At 53.9% G+C, this 15248-nt stretch carries 15 protein-coding genes and 1 tRNA gene; 15 read left to right on the top strand and 1 reads right to left on the bottom strand.

Features of this window, described 5'->3' with window-relative positions; genetic code table 11:
• Window positions 1-192: 192 nt before the first annotated feature.
• From CA54_RS19290 to CA54_RS19240, 11 genes are all read left to right on the top strand, one after another.
• Window positions 193-265 (top strand) — tRNA-Ala (locus CA54_RS19290).
• A gap of 99 nt (window positions 266-364) precedes the next feature.
• Entirely contained in the window at window positions 365-1447 is a 1083-nt protein-coding gene (locus CA54_RS19285; protein ID WP_146372638.1) for a tyrosine-type recombinase/integrase, read from the top strand.
• A gap of 464 nt (window positions 1448-1911) precedes the next feature.
• Window positions 1912-2223, top strand: coding sequence for a DUF1580 domain-containing protein (locus CA54_RS19280; RefSeq protein ID WP_146372637.1), 312 nt, complete (start codon window positions 1912-1914; stop codon window positions 2221-2223).
• A 291-nt stretch (window positions 2224-2514) separates the two neighbouring features.
• Window positions 2515-2784 (top strand): hypothetical protein, encoded by a 270-nt coding sequence (locus CA54_RS19275; RefSeq protein WP_231963130.1) that lies wholly within the window; start codon window positions 2515-2517, stop codon window positions 2782-2784.
• The gene (locus CA54_RS19270) at window positions 2777-4912 is read left to right on the top strand and encodes a phage/plasmid primase, P4 family (protein WP_146372635.1); all 2136 of its coding nucleotides are present in this window, start codon (window positions 2777-2779) and stop codon (window positions 4910-4912) included. The genes CA54_RS19275 and CA54_RS19270 overlap by 8 nt, the downstream gene beginning before the upstream one ends.
• Window positions 4913-5079: 167 nt before the next feature.
• A complete protein-coding gene (locus CA54_RS19265; protein WP_146372634.1) occupies window positions 5080-5271 on the top strand; it encodes a hypothetical protein in 192 nt (63 codons plus the stop codon).
• 113 nt (window positions 5272-5384) lie between these two features.
• Entirely contained in the window at window positions 5385-5795 is a 411-nt protein-coding gene (locus tag CA54_RS19260; RefSeq protein WP_146372633.1) for a hypothetical protein, read from the top strand.
• Window positions 5796-6017: 222 nt separating this feature from the next.
• Entirely contained in the window at window positions 6018-6233 is a 216-nt protein-coding gene (locus CA54_RS19255) for a helix-turn-helix transcriptional regulator (protein WP_146372632.1), read from the top strand.
• 2 nt (window positions 6234-6235) lie between these two features.
• Window positions 6236-7552, top strand: a complete 1317-nt coding sequence (locus CA54_RS19250; protein WP_146372631.1) for a phage major capsid protein — start codon at window positions 6236-6238, stop codon at window positions 7550-7552.
• 103 nt (window positions 7553-7655) lie between these two features.
• Window positions 7656-7949 (top strand): HNH endonuclease signature motif containing protein, encoded by a 294-nt coding sequence (locus CA54_RS19245; protein ID WP_146372630.1) that lies wholly within the window; start codon window positions 7656-7658, stop codon window positions 7947-7949.
• A gap of 109 nt (window positions 7950-8058) precedes the next feature.
• On the top strand, window positions 8059-8535 hold the full coding sequence (locus CA54_RS19240; RefSeq protein ID WP_146372629.1) for a P27 family phage terminase small subunit: 477 nt from the start codon (window positions 8059-8061) through the stop codon (window positions 8533-8535).
• A 69-nt stretch (window positions 8536-8604) separates the two neighbouring features.
• On the opposite strand, the gene CA54_RS19235 is transcribed toward CA54_RS19240, so the two are convergent.
• Entirely contained in the window at window positions 8605-9240 is a 636-nt protein-coding gene (locus CA54_RS19235; protein ID WP_146372628.1) for a PEP-CTERM sorting domain-containing protein, read from the bottom strand.
• A 569-nt stretch (window positions 9241-9809) separates the two neighbouring features.
• Between CA54_RS19235 and CA54_RS19230 the strand changes: the two genes are divergently transcribed.
• The 4 genes from CA54_RS19230 to CA54_RS19215 all read left to right on the top strand — a co-directional run bounded on the left by CA54_RS19230 (window position 9810) and on the right by CA54_RS19215 (window position 15200).
• Window positions 9810-10883, top strand: coding sequence for a tyrosine-type recombinase/integrase (locus CA54_RS19230; protein ID WP_146372627.1), 1074 nt, complete (start codon window positions 9810-9812; stop codon window positions 10881-10883).
• A 286-nt stretch (window positions 10884-11169) separates the two neighbouring features.
• The gene (locus CA54_RS19225) at window positions 11170-11469 is read left to right on the top strand and encodes a DUF1580 domain-containing protein (protein ID WP_146372626.1); all 300 of its coding nucleotides are present in this window, start codon (window positions 11170-11172) and stop codon (window positions 11467-11469) included.
• 139 nt (window positions 11470-11608) lie between these two features.
• Window positions 11609-14044: a phage/plasmid primase, P4 family gene (locus CA54_RS19220; RefSeq protein ID WP_197532621.1), complete on the top strand. Its 2436-nt coding sequence runs from the start codon at window positions 11609-11611 to the stop codon at window positions 14042-14044.
• A gap of 682 nt (window positions 14045-14726) precedes the next feature.
• The gene (locus tag CA54_RS19215; RefSeq protein WP_146372624.1) at window positions 14727-15200 is read left to right on the top strand and encodes a P27 family phage terminase small subunit; all 474 of its coding nucleotides are present in this window, start codon (window positions 14727-14729) and stop codon (window positions 15198-15200) included.
• Window positions 15201-15248: the final 48 nt, after the last annotated feature.

Here is a 15248-nt window from a genome sequence, read left to right as displayed (position 1 = left end):
ACCCTCCCCATGAAATGACCGATGATAGTGGGGAGCACGACGGCAATCAGAAATCCCGGAGCAATCCGGGATCAAGCACAGCCCGCTTGACAGGCTAGCAACACCCTGCTAATTTTCGTGTCTCAGACGGAAACGTTCCGCAGCGGACACCGAACCGAAAAGCGGTTTTCAGTGTCCCAAAACAGACCACACGGGGGATTAGCTCAGTTGGGAGAGCGTCTGGCTGGCAGCCAGAAGGTCAGGGGTTCAAGTCCCCTATCCTCCACTTGATAACTCGCTGATACGTAACGATTTACGTAACCTGCCAAGAATGAGCAGTGCAGCTTCTACCGGCTAAATACCGGCTATTGAAGGAGCACGACTCATGGCAAGACGTCCTGGTTACAACTTGCACAAAGCCAGTGGACAAGCGAGAACTCAGATCAACGGCGTTGAGCATTGGCTGGGGAAATACAATTCCCATGAAAGCCGCCGACGCTACCGCGAATTGATCGAGCAGTGGGAAGCCGACCGCAAAGACCAAGCGGTTGGATTGCGTCCCGACATCACCGTTGGTGACCTCGTGCAGCGGTACCGCGCGTTCGCTCACGACCACTACCGCAAAAACGGGCGGGTGACATCCGAGGTTTCCGCGCTCGAAAGTGTGTTGCGGGTGATTGAGAAATCCCACAGCAAAACCTACGCTGCCGACTTCGGACCGAAGGCGCTCAAACTGGTCCGCGACAAAATGATTGCGCTGGGCTGGAAGCGGATCAGCGTCAATAAGCAGGCGGGCCGTATCCGTCGTATGTTCAAGTGGGCGGCGAGTGAGGAACTGTTATCGTCATCGGTTTATCACGATCTGATGACCGTGCAGGGGCTTGAATCGGGCCGGTCATGCGCCGTCGAGAGTACACCGGTCACGCCCGTTCCCGTAGACACGCTGACGGCGATTCTGCCGCACCTACGGCCACCAGTGGCGGCGATGGTACAACTGCAATTGCTGACCGCTATGCGCCCGGGTGAAGTCCTTCACATGCGTGCCGAAGAAGTCGACTGTTGGGGCGACGTTTGGGAATACAGACCCGGTTCACACAAGACGGAACACCATGGAAAAACGCGAGTGATTTTCATCGGTCCGAAGGCGCAGAAAATCATTGAGCCGTTTCTGAATGCTACCGAAACCGGCTATGTGTTTCGGCCAACGATGCGCAATAACAAACTGCCGGCGAATCGCCCCTACGGACGCGACTCATACCGCAACGCTATCAAGCGAGCATGTGAAAAGGCCGAAGTCGATGACTTCCATCCGCATCGCATCCGCCACACTGCTGCAACAGCATTACGCCAGCAAGGCGACGTAGAAACTTCAAAAATAATCTTAGGTCATGCAACGATTGCAATGACAGAAGTTTACGCCGAGCGCGACCACTCAAAAGCGCGTGACGTGATGAAGCAGCTAGGTTAAACGTATTGACAATGTGAGAATGGTATTTAAGATTGAGTGACTTCGTAAAATGATTGCCAAAGTTTCCACAGCAAAATAGCCGCCTTAATACTACTACTGCTAGTTTCTAATTTAGAGATTAGTGAAGCGGCTCCATTCAAAGCAAAAATTGGCTATGTGAAACCGGGCACAACCCCGGACACATTGCATTTCCGATACCTATCGTTGTAATCAGGTCAGCGTTTTAACGTGATTTCTGAGCTAACGGGTATCGGTGCGCTTTTGCGCCGGAGCCATTTACAATTTGAACTGATGTCGTTCCGTCGACTGCTTGGAGGCGGGGGACATCAAAACTGGGAGCTAGGAAGCAACCAGTTAGTCGAGAGATGCGTCTCGTATTTATCTCTTCTAACTGTTTGTGCCCTTGTTTCGTGTTTTGATGTCCCCCGCCTTTTTTTCGTCTTTGCATTTTAGAAGCTTAATTGATGACGACCGTTTCTACTTCTCGTGATGTTTTGATTGACCCGTTCGGCGAAGACACCGAGCCGATTTCACAAATCTGCAAGTCAATCCCCGGCAAGCCGTCGGCGCAGACTGTTTGGCGCTGGATCGTGAAAGGCCGTCAAGGCGTGTTCCTTAAGGCGATCCCCATTGGCCGCGAGTATGCGACCAACCGCGAAGCCGTCACGGCGTTCCTAAATGCCGTTGGTGATGCAAAGGCACGCAACTACGGGAAAAATCAGAAACCAGCAGAGAAACCGGCGAAACGCGGTCAGGCATCGCAAAGGAGTCGGTAATTGATGCGGGTTAATGATGTCGTAAAGCGGGTGAAATACCGCTGCAGAGACCCACAATGTGCGGCCGTGCACCATAGCTATTTTGCAGACGGCCGATGTGCCAGGTGCAAGCGCCCGGGCATGCTGCGGGAGATCAAACCGGGCAGCACGCTGGAACTGATTACGGCGGCTGTTGCTGATGACGACCAGCCGAAACAACAACGCGAACTTTTCCCCGAATCGATGGCATAGAAAAACCCCGCGCGGCGGCAGACCGGCGAGGTTTCCCATGAACCAATAGCAAGGAAAACAATGGCTTGTGTTCCCGATGAAATTGTACAACGCGGTAAGGGCAAGTGTCAAATTTGTAACGAACGCGACGCGGATGCTTATTGGATGGCATCCCCTGAATACTTCTACGTTTGCCAGGGATGCGCGGTTGAGAAATTGCCGACGCTGATTGTCGACAGCATGCGGATCATGGACCGTGACCGGATTAACACAACGTTGGAACGCGTTAAGTCGGCATTTTGGCGGGCGGCGACTCTCCGGCTGTTGCGGGAGGTCCGCAACAATGACTGACACCGCGACCATGGACGATCCGCGGTTAAAGGTCGAAGCCGCATTGCAGCCGCACCACATCGAGCAACTGCGGGCCAGTGGTTTGACCGACGAAACGATTCTTGCTTGTAAGTTCAAGTCGGAAAACCGCATCCAGCACATTCGCTTGATCCTGCAACACAAGACGTTCCCGAAGAAATGCGGATCGTGTTTGATCATCCCGTACTACGATCACAACGGCGACTACACCGCGTATCAGCGGGTGCGACCGGATACACCGCGAACGTCCGGCAAGGACAAGCGGCCGATCAAATACGAATCCCCGCGCAAGAGTCAAAACCGCGCCTACTTTCCCCCGCACGATTGTTGGTCCAGCGTCATCGAAGATACGCAACAGCGGATTATGATCACCGAGGGCGAGAAAAAAGCGGCCAAGGCCTGCCAAGAGGGTTTCCCCACAATCGGCCTAGCTGGTGTTTGGAACTGGAAACCCGAATCGACCAAAGTTGATTCCCTGATTGTCGACCTGGATACAATCAATTGGTCCGGCCGCGAAGTGGTTATCTCTTTTGATTCCGACATCGCCACCAATGAAAACATCCAGGACGCAGAATCGCGACTGGCGAACCTGTTGACCAAAAAAGGTGCCAATGTACGCGTTGCGAGAATTCCAGAAGCCAAGGACGGCAGCAAAGTTGGTGTTGATGATTTTCTTGTATCACACTCCGCAGCCGAGTTGCACCAGGTTATCAACGCTGCCGAAGAACCAAGCGAGATCATGATTTTAGAGAGGCTGGAAGCGTCCAGCCTTGACCCGATGACAACGGCGCGGGATTTCATTAGCGAATATGCTACTGATGGCGGAAAACGGACGTTGCATTTTTACCGCGACGAATGGATTGCTTACAACAAGTACGTCTATCGCAAAATAGAGCCGTCTGAATTGCGAGCGAGGTTGGTTCAATTCGTGGACACACTCGCGGAAAAGATAACAACGCGTGCCATCGGCAATATGGTTGATTGCCTACGGGCTGCGTGCATTGTTCCCAGCCGTCGCGTAATGCCGACTTGGCTTTGCGAGAAGCCACCGCACCCCGCAACCGAATGCCTAGTCGCGAAAAACAAAATCATCCATCTACCGACGCTGGGCACGGTTAAGAATGACCCCGCGCTACTGACCGTCAATGCCGTCGACTATGAATACAATCCCGATGCCGAGTGCCCGCACTGGTTGGAATTTCTTGCCGGGATATGGAGCGACGATCCGGATTGTATCGAGACGCTGCAAGAGATTTTCGGCTACCTGCTGCTGCCGGACACATCGCAGCAAAAGATATTCTTGTTCGTTGGTCCGAAGCGATCCGGCAAGGGGACCATTGGCCGCATCATTCGAGAACTGATCGGCCGCGATAACGTTTGTGCGCCAACGCTGGGCCGATTGGCCGGTGAATTCGGATTGCAGCCGCTGTTGAACAAAACCGCTGCGATCGTGGGTGATGCTCGACTGTCGGGCCGCAATGATGCATCGGCGATTGCGGAGGCGCTGTTGTCCGTTTCTGGCGAAGATCCACAAACGGTCAATCGCAAACACTTGCCACAGGTCGACACCGAGTTATCGGTCCGGTTCCTGTTGCTGACCAACGAACTCCCCCGGTTCACCGATGCATCGGCAACGCTGCCAAGTCGGTTTGTGATTCTCAAATTCACGAAGTCATTCTTCGGCCGCGAGGATCACGAGCTAACAGACAAACTCAAAGCCGAGTTGCCGGGAATCCTGAATTGGGCCATCGAAGGTTACAAGCGGCTGAACGAACGCGGGTTTTTCATCCAACCGACATCGGCCGATGAGGCAATCGAGGAGATGGAGGAACTCGCCTCTCCAGCAATGGCATTCGTTCGCGACTGCTGCGAAATCGAACCTGGACCACGAACCCCGGTTGATGACGTTTGGGCCGCATGGAGACGCTGGTGCGCTCGCACTGGACGCAAGGAAGGCGACAAGCAGACATTCGGTCGCAATCTGAACGCAGCCGCACCGGGCGTCATTGCGAAGCAAACGAGGGCGTTTGGTGGTCGCATACGAGCTTATGAAGGATTGCGACTGGTCGACAACGAACCAAACGACGATTCAGACAACTTTTATGGCTAACTGTCACGCAGTGTCACGCGTGCCAAATAACTGCACACGTGTAGGGAGAACATACCCAACCTACTAACCAGGTAAATAGGTTTGATGTTTGATCTATAGGGGCACGCAGTAGTGAGTCTCGCGTGACACCGCGTGACACCCCCAACCACCAACGAAAAGGAAAACCAATGCCAAGAACTGAAAAACTGACCGGTTTTGAATTAGCCAAGATCGTCGCATCATGGCTACCACACCGGGACGAACAACGTGCGTTGAAAATCATCGCACTTCACGAACGCAAAGCCATTATTTCCGACCTGCGGGAATTGATGGCGAACCACACCGAGGCGTTGCAGCGGCGTGGGGCTGCTGGGTCCTAGGAAAGGCATCCTGTCTCGTGATGCCAGTGGGAACAATCAACAGCGGAAGTATTGTGAATGAACCAGCACCGAGCCGCCGAGCGGCTGCAAGCAACACAAGGAGCCGATTGAACATGAACGAACCAACCCCCGCACCGGCGCCGGAGCATCTCAACAGATTGTTCGATGCGTTCGCGCAACTGGACCCCGAAACGCTGATTCTACTCAAAGACGGCACGCTGGGAGATGCGTTCCGCGATTCCGCACCGAGGCTGCATTGGTACTTGGCGACACAATTGGCGGCTGTGGTGCGCTCCCGCCAAGAGGGGCTTGATGGCGTTGTTGTGCAAGACCCCAATTGGCCTGACTGGGAATTCCGGGAACTGCTGAGAGCCAACCGCACTGCTATCGCGTCGGTACCGTCGGCCGTCAGTGAGCGGCAACGTGATTTCCTGGAAACGGTCGCAGGGGAGATTGCCGTAGCCTTAGAGGTGCGTTGGCTTGAACCGGACATCAAACGATTCAAGAACTTTGAGGCGAACTGAGATGGCCACCAGCAACACACCATGCGGCAAGTGTAAAGCCGGTCGGCTGAAGACCTATGCCGTCAATGAGGCGGGTGGAATTCACACGCGGTATCTACGCTGTGACCGATGCCGCGAAACGGCGAAACAATGCATCGCGGTTGGTTCGGTGCGACGTCGCTTAAGTAACAAGTCATGTCGACAAAAAACAACACCGCGTAACAATAGGGCTGAGGTGAAAACATGAACAACGAAAACGAATTTTTACGTATGGCTGAAGTCGCTGACCTGATGCGAATCTGCCGACCAACTTTATACGGCTGGATTGCGCGGGGTCTATTTCCACCACCGTTGAAACTTGGAAACAATGTGGTTCGGTATCGCCGTAGCGATATTGATGAGTGGATTGAACAACACCAACCGCAGTCGTCCGAGGCTGCTAAAGAAATCGAGGCATAACGATGGTGACTTTGAACCTTAAAGGCATGTACGAGGAACGTGAATTGCTTCTCGACGAAGCCAAGCACATCAACGCGAAGGCACAACGCGAAGGCCGCGAATTGACGGCTTCCGAAGCGACGCGGATTGATGAAATTCTTGACGTGGAAATCCCACCATTGTCCAAGGGGATCGAGCGGCAGAATAAACTTGACCATGCGATTGCCGGGCCTAACTATCAGCCTTTTATCAGCAACAGCGACGTCGATGATTGCGATGGGCTGGTATTGGCACGACGTCCGATAGATACCGATGATGACGACCGGTCGACCAGTCGAGTGCAATCGGCAACGGCCAAGCCAACTCAATGGATGAACAAGGAAACAGGCAAACCGATTCGGGTGATGGTGCGAGGTGACAAACTCCACAAGCCGACCGACCGCGAGCCGCTAAGTCTTGGCCGATTCATGGCGGCGAAAATATCCGGCAATTGGAAATATGCTCAACGCGAAATGCAGGCCGCGCAAAAGGAAGGCGACAACTCTCTTGGCGGCGTTTTGGTCCCCAGCGAGTTGAGCCGGATTCTCATCGACAAGGCACGCGAACGGAGCGTCATGTCCCGCTTGGGTATGTTGGCGATTCCGATGGAGAACGAGACGCTGAGAATTGCCCGCATTAGTTCCGACCCGACCATCAGCATGGTTGGCGAGAATGAAACGATTCCCGAATCGGAAGTCAAATTCGATTCGGTTTTGTTTACTGCTCGTAAGTCAGCGTGCATTGTTCCCACGTCTCGTGAAGTTAACGACGACGCTGTGAACTTCGCACAGATTCTTGAGGAAACCATGATCAACGCGATGGCGACCGACATGGATCGTCAAATGCTGATCGGCAGTCTTGGCACGGAAATGACGGGCTTAGTTGAGAACGCGAACATCAATGAGACGGGTTCTATTGGTGCCATCGCCAACGACGATATTCATGATGCCGTGATTGCTGTGATGGGCCGCAATGAGATGCCAACCGGGTATTGTGCCGCGGCGGAAATCATTGGCGATCTGCTTAAGGAAAAGGCATCGACCGCGGGCAGCTATCTGGGACCGTCGCCGCTTGTCGCACCATTGCAGCGTGAGCACACCGAGCATCTCACGACCGCCAACGCGTTGATTGGTGACTTTTCAAAATGTGCAATGGGCATCAGAACGCAAGTTGAAGTCGCGACCGATGAAGGCGGCACCTACTTCCAGAAATATCAACGGGCGTTCCGCATCGTGGTACGTTGGGACTTTGCAGTTTTGCGGGCTGATGCGTTCCAGCGGCTAGCAGGCATCACGACATAACCGAGATGGTTTGGCCTTTCGGCCTTGTTAGATTGGGCCGAAAGATTAAGCGGGCTGCTGTGCCGAAACATGGCAGCCCGCTTTCACACACTGAGGTGAGCACATGCCACAGGCAGCTAAGACACATCGAGCACGAGCACAGCCAACCAAGCGACGTGACTATCGTAAGACAGCGGCGCAACGTGGGTACGGCAGCAAGTGGCAGACAGCACGCAAGCGGTTCTTACAACAGCATCCCTATTGCGTGGGCTGTGATAAGGAGGGGCGCGTGACACTGGCTAACGTGGTCGACCACATCACACCGCACCGAGGCGATGACAAACTGTTCTGGGACCATGGCAACTGGCAGGCATTGTGTCGCACTTGCCACAACCGCAAGACCGGCAGCGGACGTTGACTGTGGCACACTGTTGACTGAGGGGGGCGGGCAAAATCTCTAGGCGTTGACTGCGTCAGACCGCGTGTCAGACGCGCATCTTTTTTGGCAATACTGAAAGGGTTTCACCATGGCGGGCGGACGGCCAAGAACACCGCTAGCTCATTTGAAACTGACCGGCGCCTATCGGGCTGACCGACATGGAGATCGTGACGACGAACCACAGGCGGACGGCATGCCCAAAAAACCAAGAGGTTTGAAAAAGCACGCGGCAAAATTGTGGGATGCGATTGTTCCGCAGTTGGTCGATATGGGAATCGTCGGTGAAATTGATACCACCATGATTCGGACCTGCTGCGAGATGTACCATCTCTATCGGTTGGCGTTGGCTGTGGCTGAGGCGGAGCCGTTGAACAAAGACGCTCGGATTTCGGTTAGTACCTATGCGGGATTGTTCGACAAAGCGGCGACGAAGTTGGGCATTAGTCCGGCAGACCGTACCAAGCTGACGATTCAGCCGATTGAAACGGAGTCGAGTTTGTCGACGTTTGCACGGAAACGCGAAGCGGTGGAGATGGAACAGATACTTGGCTTTGGCACGCGATAACAATTCCAATGCCAACGAAAAAACCGCCGACGCATAACGCCGACGGTTGAAGTTCTTTGACGATTTGTTTCACGCAGCTTGTTGCCGATTGCGTCGCCAGCCGTATCCGACCAGGGCGATGCCACCGATGCCGAGGAGGGCGAAGGTGCTGGGTTCGGGGACGACAGCACTGAATGGTGTGTCTGTCACGACGATAGTGATCTCTGGATTGTTCGTGTAAGTGCCGATGTTGTAGTTGCTTAAATTCGCTCCTGGTACAGTCAGCACGAAAGACCCTGTCGAGGGCCAAGGGTCAGCGTTGTTCAACTGAGTGTTAAACATTATGAAATCATCGCCTGCTGATCCAACATCATGATCGGGACCAACTCCCCAGCCGCCTGGTGAGCTAACGACACCACCCACGCCATCGCCAAATCCTACTGCATTACCAGCGTTGGCATATGCAGCGCCAAATGGGTCGCCCACATTGTCTAAAATTGTCCACTTGTTGTCGCTTCCCCAGGGAGCTGTTGCGATCGTACTTCCTGTAGCTGGGTCCATCGCATCCCATGTAAGGGGAAAGGAGTCAGCAGGTGCGGAGTCCCAACTAACCGTCCAAACAATGTCATTCAGGTCTGAGCTAGGCTGGATTGTGACCATGAACCCCGCCTGAGCGGAGGAAACCAAACCAAGACTGACTAAACCAGCAAGAAGAAAGTGTTTCATGATGAAGAATCTCTGAATCGAATGTGGTGCTGAACATGAGTCGCTTGCCTATTTCGAGTCACCATTGTGCCATATCGCAACCCGCATAGCAAGCAAAAACGGCACAATCCCTACAAACTGCCCAGACTGGGATATACGAACCGGCATGTCGGGATATGCGGTGTGGCGTTCGCGGCGGAAAACAGCCCGCGAATCGGCAGGCGTGAAGCAGATAAAACCGCCGACCTTGCAACTCGGCGGCAACGCGGTGGGAGTTTTCTGCGGTGATCGTTTGGCGCACACCAGCAGGTCAGCGGGCCGGGAAAACGCATTACCGGCTACTACCGGCTAAGGGTCTGAAACGGTTGAAATTGGGTGAAGTCGAGTGTATTCTAGTGCGAGCAAACCCCTATATTTGTAGGGGTATCAAACGCCGTAGAAGCAGCGGCGCTTTCTGGCAGCCAGAAGGTCAGGGGTTCAAGTCCCCTATCCTCCACTTCTTAAGCGGTTGAAACGTAAGAACTTACGTTACCTGGAATTTGCCAGTGCAACCTTGTGATCAACTTGTGATCAACTAAGGGAGGCACAGCATGCGGAAACCAGGATACAACCTGCACAAAGCTTCGGGCCGGGCACGGACCCACATCAACGGCAAAAATCACTGGCTTGGAAAGTACGGGTCGAGAGAATCGAAACGTAAGTACCGCGAGCTGATCCGCCAGTGGGAGGCCGAGCAGAACGCACTTGCTGCCGGTATGCGGCCAGATTTAACCGTTGCCGAACTGTGTGAACGCTTTGAGCCACACCTTCACGACCACTACCGCAAGAACGGCAAACCCACGTCTGAGGTTTCCTGTTTTCAGTCTGCGATCCGTGTGCTGGTCGAAGTCCACGGCGACACCAACGTTGCCGACTTCGGACCACTGGCGTTGAAGCAAGTACGGTCGGAAATGATTGAGCTTGGATGGGTCCGTACTTCGATCAACAAACAAGTCGGACGTATTCGCCGAATCTTCAAATGGGGTATCGGTGAAGAGCTACTTCGACCGGAAATCTTGACCGCATTGGAAGCCGTCCCTGGATTGCAGGCAGGTCGAACAGATGCCGTCGAGAGTGACGCTGTACGCCCTGTGGAGGAGTCGGTCGTGAATGCTGCCCTGCCCTACTTGGTGCCGACTGTGGTTGCAATGGTTCAGCTTCAGTTGCTTACCGGTATGCGTCCCGGAGAAGTTCTCAACATGCATGCCGACGAACTGGAAACGTGGGGTGAGGTTTGGGAATACCGCCCCAGCTCCCACAAGACTGAACACCATAATAAGCAGCGTGTGATTTACCTAGGACCACAGGCACAAGCCATCATTCAGCCGTACTTACGCGACTGTGGTTATCTCTTTCGACCGACTGGCAACAACTGGGGACTTGATCACGACCGTCCCTATCACAGGGACGCATACCGCAACATGATTCAACGTGCCTGCGTGAAGGCAGATGTTGAGGTTTTTCATCCCCACCGACTGCGGCACACGGCAGCCACTCGACTCCGACAACAGGTCGGCATCGAAGGCACAAAAAATATTCTGGGACATGCAACGATATCAATGGCAGAGGTTTACGCCGAACGTGATGACACGCAGGTGAGAGAAATCGCGAAAAATTACGGATAACATCTTGCACTTCAAAAAGACTGTGATATCATTCTCGGCACGACGGTGGTGACTCCGAAAGCGGATGATCCTAAGTCTAGTCCGGCCTGAAGTAGCCGGGCGGGTTTTCGGTATGGGTCGTTGCTGCGGGATGTCCAATCTCTTGCAAGCGTCATATCGGAAGTCTGATCTGAACACCGGGACGTGAACGCCACCAAAGGCAGATCTTCACCATTATGGTGAGGGGTCTGCCTTTTTTTATGCTCCCTCACAAAAAAACTATTCATTTTTTGGTTGAGGTTGAAGCATGCGAACCGTAGTTATCGATCCCTTCGATGAAGGCACCCTGCCCCTGGCCGAGATGGCCAAGCTACTTCCCAATCGACCCACACCGCAATGCCTGTGGCGTTGGATTACCAAAGGCCGCAACGGTGTTCGGTTGCAGGCCATTCCCGTTGGTCGTGGCTACCACACCAACAAGGAAGCGGTGACCGTTTTCCTGAATGCTGTTGGGGACGTCAAACCCGATCAGATTGCACACCGCAAGTTGAAGCCCAAGGGTAAACGGTCGGCTAAGAAGTCTGCCAAAGTGATAGAGACGCGATAAAGGCTGTTAGCGGTAAACCACGAAGCTGCACTTTTATTTCCCTACAAAAAAACAAAGCCCACAGGCCGGGACGCTTGCAGGCTTCGTTATTCATATGTCTGCTGCTCCACGGCAGCAAACCCCATCAAGGAATTTAATCATGGCATTGAGTCCAATTAACGTAAATGCGGAACGAACGGCAGCCAACCTCGGCAACTGCCCGATACCCTTTTCCAAGCTTTCGACCTGGATGTTGTGGAAAGTTCAGCGGGCCAAAAACAAAAAAGGTTGGACGAAACAACCTTGGAGTATCACCGCGAATCACGCAGTCGACCGCAAAGCGGAACCGATGACACTGTCTGAGGCCTTCAGCCTTGCCGCGAAACGGGATGATATTGGGGTTGGTTGCGTTCTACCCCCCGATATGTTTTTCATCGATTTGGATGGCGTGAGGAATCCTGTAACGGGTTTGCTGAGTGGTGATGCTCAGGAGATCGTGGACCAGTTCGCGGCGGTCGGTTGTTACATCCAGGTGACGCCAAGCGGGATGGGTTTACATATTTGGGGGGTCGGAAAAGCAGATCCCGCGTACAACGGCAAAAAACTACCTGATGGGGAATCGCAATTCTTCTGCGGAGATTCCCCGAACTTTGCGACGTTCACCGGCAACCTGCATCCGCAGTCGTCGGATGAGATAGGCGACTGTAGCAACCTGCTTGCGTCGTGGCTGCCGTCCACGTTCCCCGGTGTAAGTTTAGACCGGAAAGTTCACTCGACCGCTACGGAGACGCTGGAGGGTTTTGAGTTGGATGAGATGCGGGAACGGGTTGCCTATGTTTTGAACAAACTGCCGATTGAAGACTTCCGCGAACGTGACGTGTGGCGGAATATCGTGTGGGCGATCCAAGCGTCCGGTCTGCCGGATGAGATGGCGAGGGAGTTTGCTGAGGATTGGTCGCAGGGAGACGTGGAGTCTTTCGACGTGAGAGAGTTTGACAAAGTTTGGGCGTCGGACAAGCCCGACCGCCCCGACAGGATCACCGTGGGAACGTTGTGGCATTGGGATGAGAAATACGACACTCCCCAAGAGAAGCGACAAAAAGAAAACTTCAAACGATCCATCCAGAAAATGGCCGCGAAGCACGAAGCCGAAGAAGCCAAAGGCATTCGCGGGTATCGCAACAACTTGACCGATTTTGGCAATGCAGAATTCTTCGCGGAGTCGCATAGTGATCGCGTGATGTACGTTGTCGGCCAGAATAAGCGATACACCTGGAACGGCGTTTCGTGGGAACTTGATGATGCTCGCAAAGCGTATGTATTAGCAGCGGCAACCGCCCGCGAGATTGTTAGACGCGGGATGGAAGTCAAGAACGAAGACAGGCGGAAAGCCGTTATTGCCCACGGCATCCGGTCAGAGTCCGCGTCGAGAATCAACGCGATGCTAGAATGTTCAATACCGTTAACCGCTAAAGGGGTGTCGGACCTGAACGATGATGAAGGGTTATTGAATCTCAATAACGGCGTGCTGAATTTACGTAACGGCATTTTACTACCGCACGATCCCGACTTGAGGATTACGAAGCATTGCAAAATCGCTTACGAGCCCGAAGCGTCACAAGCGGATTGGCTAACGTTCTTGCATCAGATATTTGAGCAAGAGACCGAAGCGAAGACGCGGGAGTTAGTGCGATACGTCCAAGCGTTGGTCGGGTATGCTGCGATGGGGGACTGCCGGGAAGAGTTGTTCGTGATCCTCAACGGTGGGGGTCGGAACGGCAAGAGCACTTTTCTCAACGTCCTGCAAAATGTTCTTTGCGAGGATTATTGCATCACGTTCGATAAGGAATTGCTATCGGCCACGGGTCGGGAGCACTCGACCGGTCGCATGGATGTGTACTCGAAGCGTTTGGCCTACGTCCAAGAGACGAACGAACGGATGCGACTCAACCCCGCGATGGTCAAGCAACTGACCGGGCGAGACGTGATACGGGGGAGGAAACTGTATCAAGACAATTGGCAATTCAGCCCGACCCATACGCTGTTCCTCTCCACCAACCAACTCCCTGAATACGATACGAATGACCGGGCGTTGCAGCGACGCTTGCGTGTGGTCCCATTTCGGCAAGAGTTCTGGAAGCAAGGCGAAATTGGGATGCCCGAAGATGCGAAGCAGGCCGACACCAAACTCGAAGACCGGTTACTCGCCCAGAAAGCCGGAGTTCTCAATTGGATCGTTGAAGGGTCAATGCGGTACGAGGTCGAGGGACTGCAAACGCCAAGCGTCGTGGAAATTGCCACAGCTGACTATGCCGAGAAAGCATCCTCGACCCGCCCGTTCTTCGATGCCCATGTTGCAATCGACGCGGATCGTGTTGGGGCGACGTTGCTGTATCAAACCTACGTTCGATTCCAGAAAAGCCAAGGTGAGGCCTACGTCACAATCCGGCAGTTTACCGCCGAAGTGAAGGCGGCATTCCGGGGCGTCGAACACAAGCAAGGCAACAAAGGCCGGAAGGTTTGGGTTGGGATTAAGCTGGTCGATTTGCCGACCGTGTTTTCCGATGATGAGGCCCAACCGGGCGATGTGATTTAGTGCACGTTAGGCCAGTGAAGACCATAGAGGCAACGAGACCTTTTTTGGCGTACTTTCTCTTATCACCCTCTCTATAGGGAGTTCGCCATTTTGGGTCTGAAATGGTCTATGGTCTGTACAGATAGGTGAGACTGGAAGAGTAGGTCGTGAGAACTGTCCGTAGGTTTGATTAGGCCCCGGTCGTTTGCTAGGTTGCGGCCTACTAACGGCCTAGAAGTAGGGTTTTTACAGACCATTCACAGTCCGGGGGTCGAGGGTAAGGATGACTGGCAGGCGTGGCAGAAAGCACATCAACCATCGCAGCGAACACCTCCTCGGTTTCTGCCATCGCCCCAGGAAATCGGGGTAGCAGCAGTGAAGATTCGGGAGCAGAACGAGCAGGATCGTAAGATGAACATAGCACGGCCACAGGGCACGCCTCATGCGGTTCAGCGACAGCCCACGATCCACAGTCTCAAACTACCCCGACCTCAACCCAGGCGACTGGATGACGACTGAGGGCCGTGGCCGTGGACATCGACGGGGGGCATAGGCCGTCGAGAGCAAACCCGCCACTCGCTTAGTATCGTTCCCCCAACGTGTTTATTTGAACGGGTGATTTTCTAAAACGCTTAATACCTATCGACTCTTTTGTCCAGCGTTTGATATCATTTCGGTGCCAATTCCAACCAAGGAGCCAAACATGGGCGCCGAACACAAGACGCTCGAACAGCATCATGCAGACAGCACATACGATTCGCGGCAGCATGGTCGGCGGATGGACAACCGGATTGATCTGGATACGACAACACCGCCACCTGCACATTTTTGCCAAGCCGCCTCAGATGCCTTCAACGCGGTCATTGGCTACGCGGAAAAGTTGGATTTCACTGAATCGGATCGAGCGGAAATTGAGCGATTCGCATTTTGGCAGGGCGAATTTCTGCGGGCACAGCGTGCGATGGCAAAAATCGGCGTCAGCAATCCCGCGTACCAAAAGCTTCACGCCGAGGCCTTGAAGTCGTCCAATCACGCTCATCGCTGTGCCGTGCGGCTCGGCCTGACACCGAAGGACCGTGCCGCCTTATTGGTTCCTCGCCGTCGGGATCGGTCCAAGGCAGTCGACTCGGAAGAACACGAACGGATGTGCGTGCGTCTATTTGGGGATGCGAAGTGACGCCCATTCCGTTTTATCGTTGTTTGTTTGTTTCTATGAGTGGCTCCA

This window comes from Symmachiella macrocystis (genome assembly GCF_007860075.1).
Classification (GTDB): domain Bacteria; phylum Planctomycetota; class Planctomycetia; order Planctomycetales; family Planctomycetaceae; genus Symmachiella; species Symmachiella macrocystis.
The sequence above is the reverse complement of the archived record's forward strand: the minus strand, read 5'-3'. Positions and strand labels throughout refer to the sequence as shown.

Coding starts and splice junctions, on each gene's coding strand:
- CA54_RS19245 (WP_146372630.1), top strand. CDS start 7,656: ATGCCACAGGCAGCTAAGACACATCGAGCACGAGCACAGCCAACCAAG.
- CA54_RS19240 (WP_146372629.1), top strand. CDS start 8,059: ATGGCGGGCGGACGGCCAAGAACACCGCTAGCTCATTTGAAACTGACC.
- CA54_RS19275 (WP_231963130.1), top strand. CDS start 2,515: ATGGCTTGTGTTCCCGATGAAATTGTACAACGCGGTAAGGGCAAGTGT.
- CA54_RS19265 (WP_146372634.1), top strand. CDS start 5,080: ATGCCAAGAACTGAAAAACTGACCGGTTTTGAATTAGCCAAGATCGTC.
- CA54_RS19225 (WP_146372626.1), top strand. CDS start 11,170: ATGCGAACCGTAGTTATCGATCCCTTCGATGAAGGCACCCTGCCCCTG.
- CA54_RS19280 (WP_146372637.1), top strand. CDS start 1,912: ATGACGACCGTTTCTACTTCTCGTGATGTTTTGATTGACCCGTTCGGC.
- CA54_RS19235 (WP_146372628.1), bottom strand. CDS start 9,240: ATGAAACACTTTCTTCTTGCTGGTTTAGTCAGTCTTGGTTTGGTTTCC.
- CA54_RS19220 (WP_197532621.1), top strand. CDS start 11,609: ATGGCATTGAGTCCAATTAACGTAAATGCGGAACGAACGGCAGCCAAC.
- CA54_RS19230 (WP_146372627.1), top strand. CDS start 9,810: ATGCGGAAACCAGGATACAACCTGCACAAAGCTTCGGGCCGGGCACGG.
- CA54_RS19215 (WP_146372624.1), top strand. CDS start 14,727: ATGGGCGCCGAACACAAGACGCTCGAACAGCATCATGCAGACAGCACA.
- CA54_RS19260 (WP_146372633.1), top strand. CDS start 5,385: ATGAACGAACCAACCCCCGCACCGGCGCCGGAGCATCTCAACAGATTG.
- CA54_RS19285 (WP_146372638.1), top strand. CDS start 365: ATGGCAAGACGTCCTGGTTACAACTTGCACAAAGCCAGTGGACAAGCG.
- CA54_RS19255 (WP_146372632.1), top strand. CDS start 6,018: ATGAACAACGAAAACGAATTTTTACGTATGGCTGAAGTCGCTGACCTG.
- CA54_RS19250 (WP_146372631.1), top strand. CDS start 6,236: ATGGTGACTTTGAACCTTAAAGGCATGTACGAGGAACGTGAATTGCTT.
- CA54_RS19270 (WP_146372635.1), top strand. CDS start 2,777: ATGACTGACACCGCGACCATGGACGATCCGCGGTTAAAGGTCGAAGCC.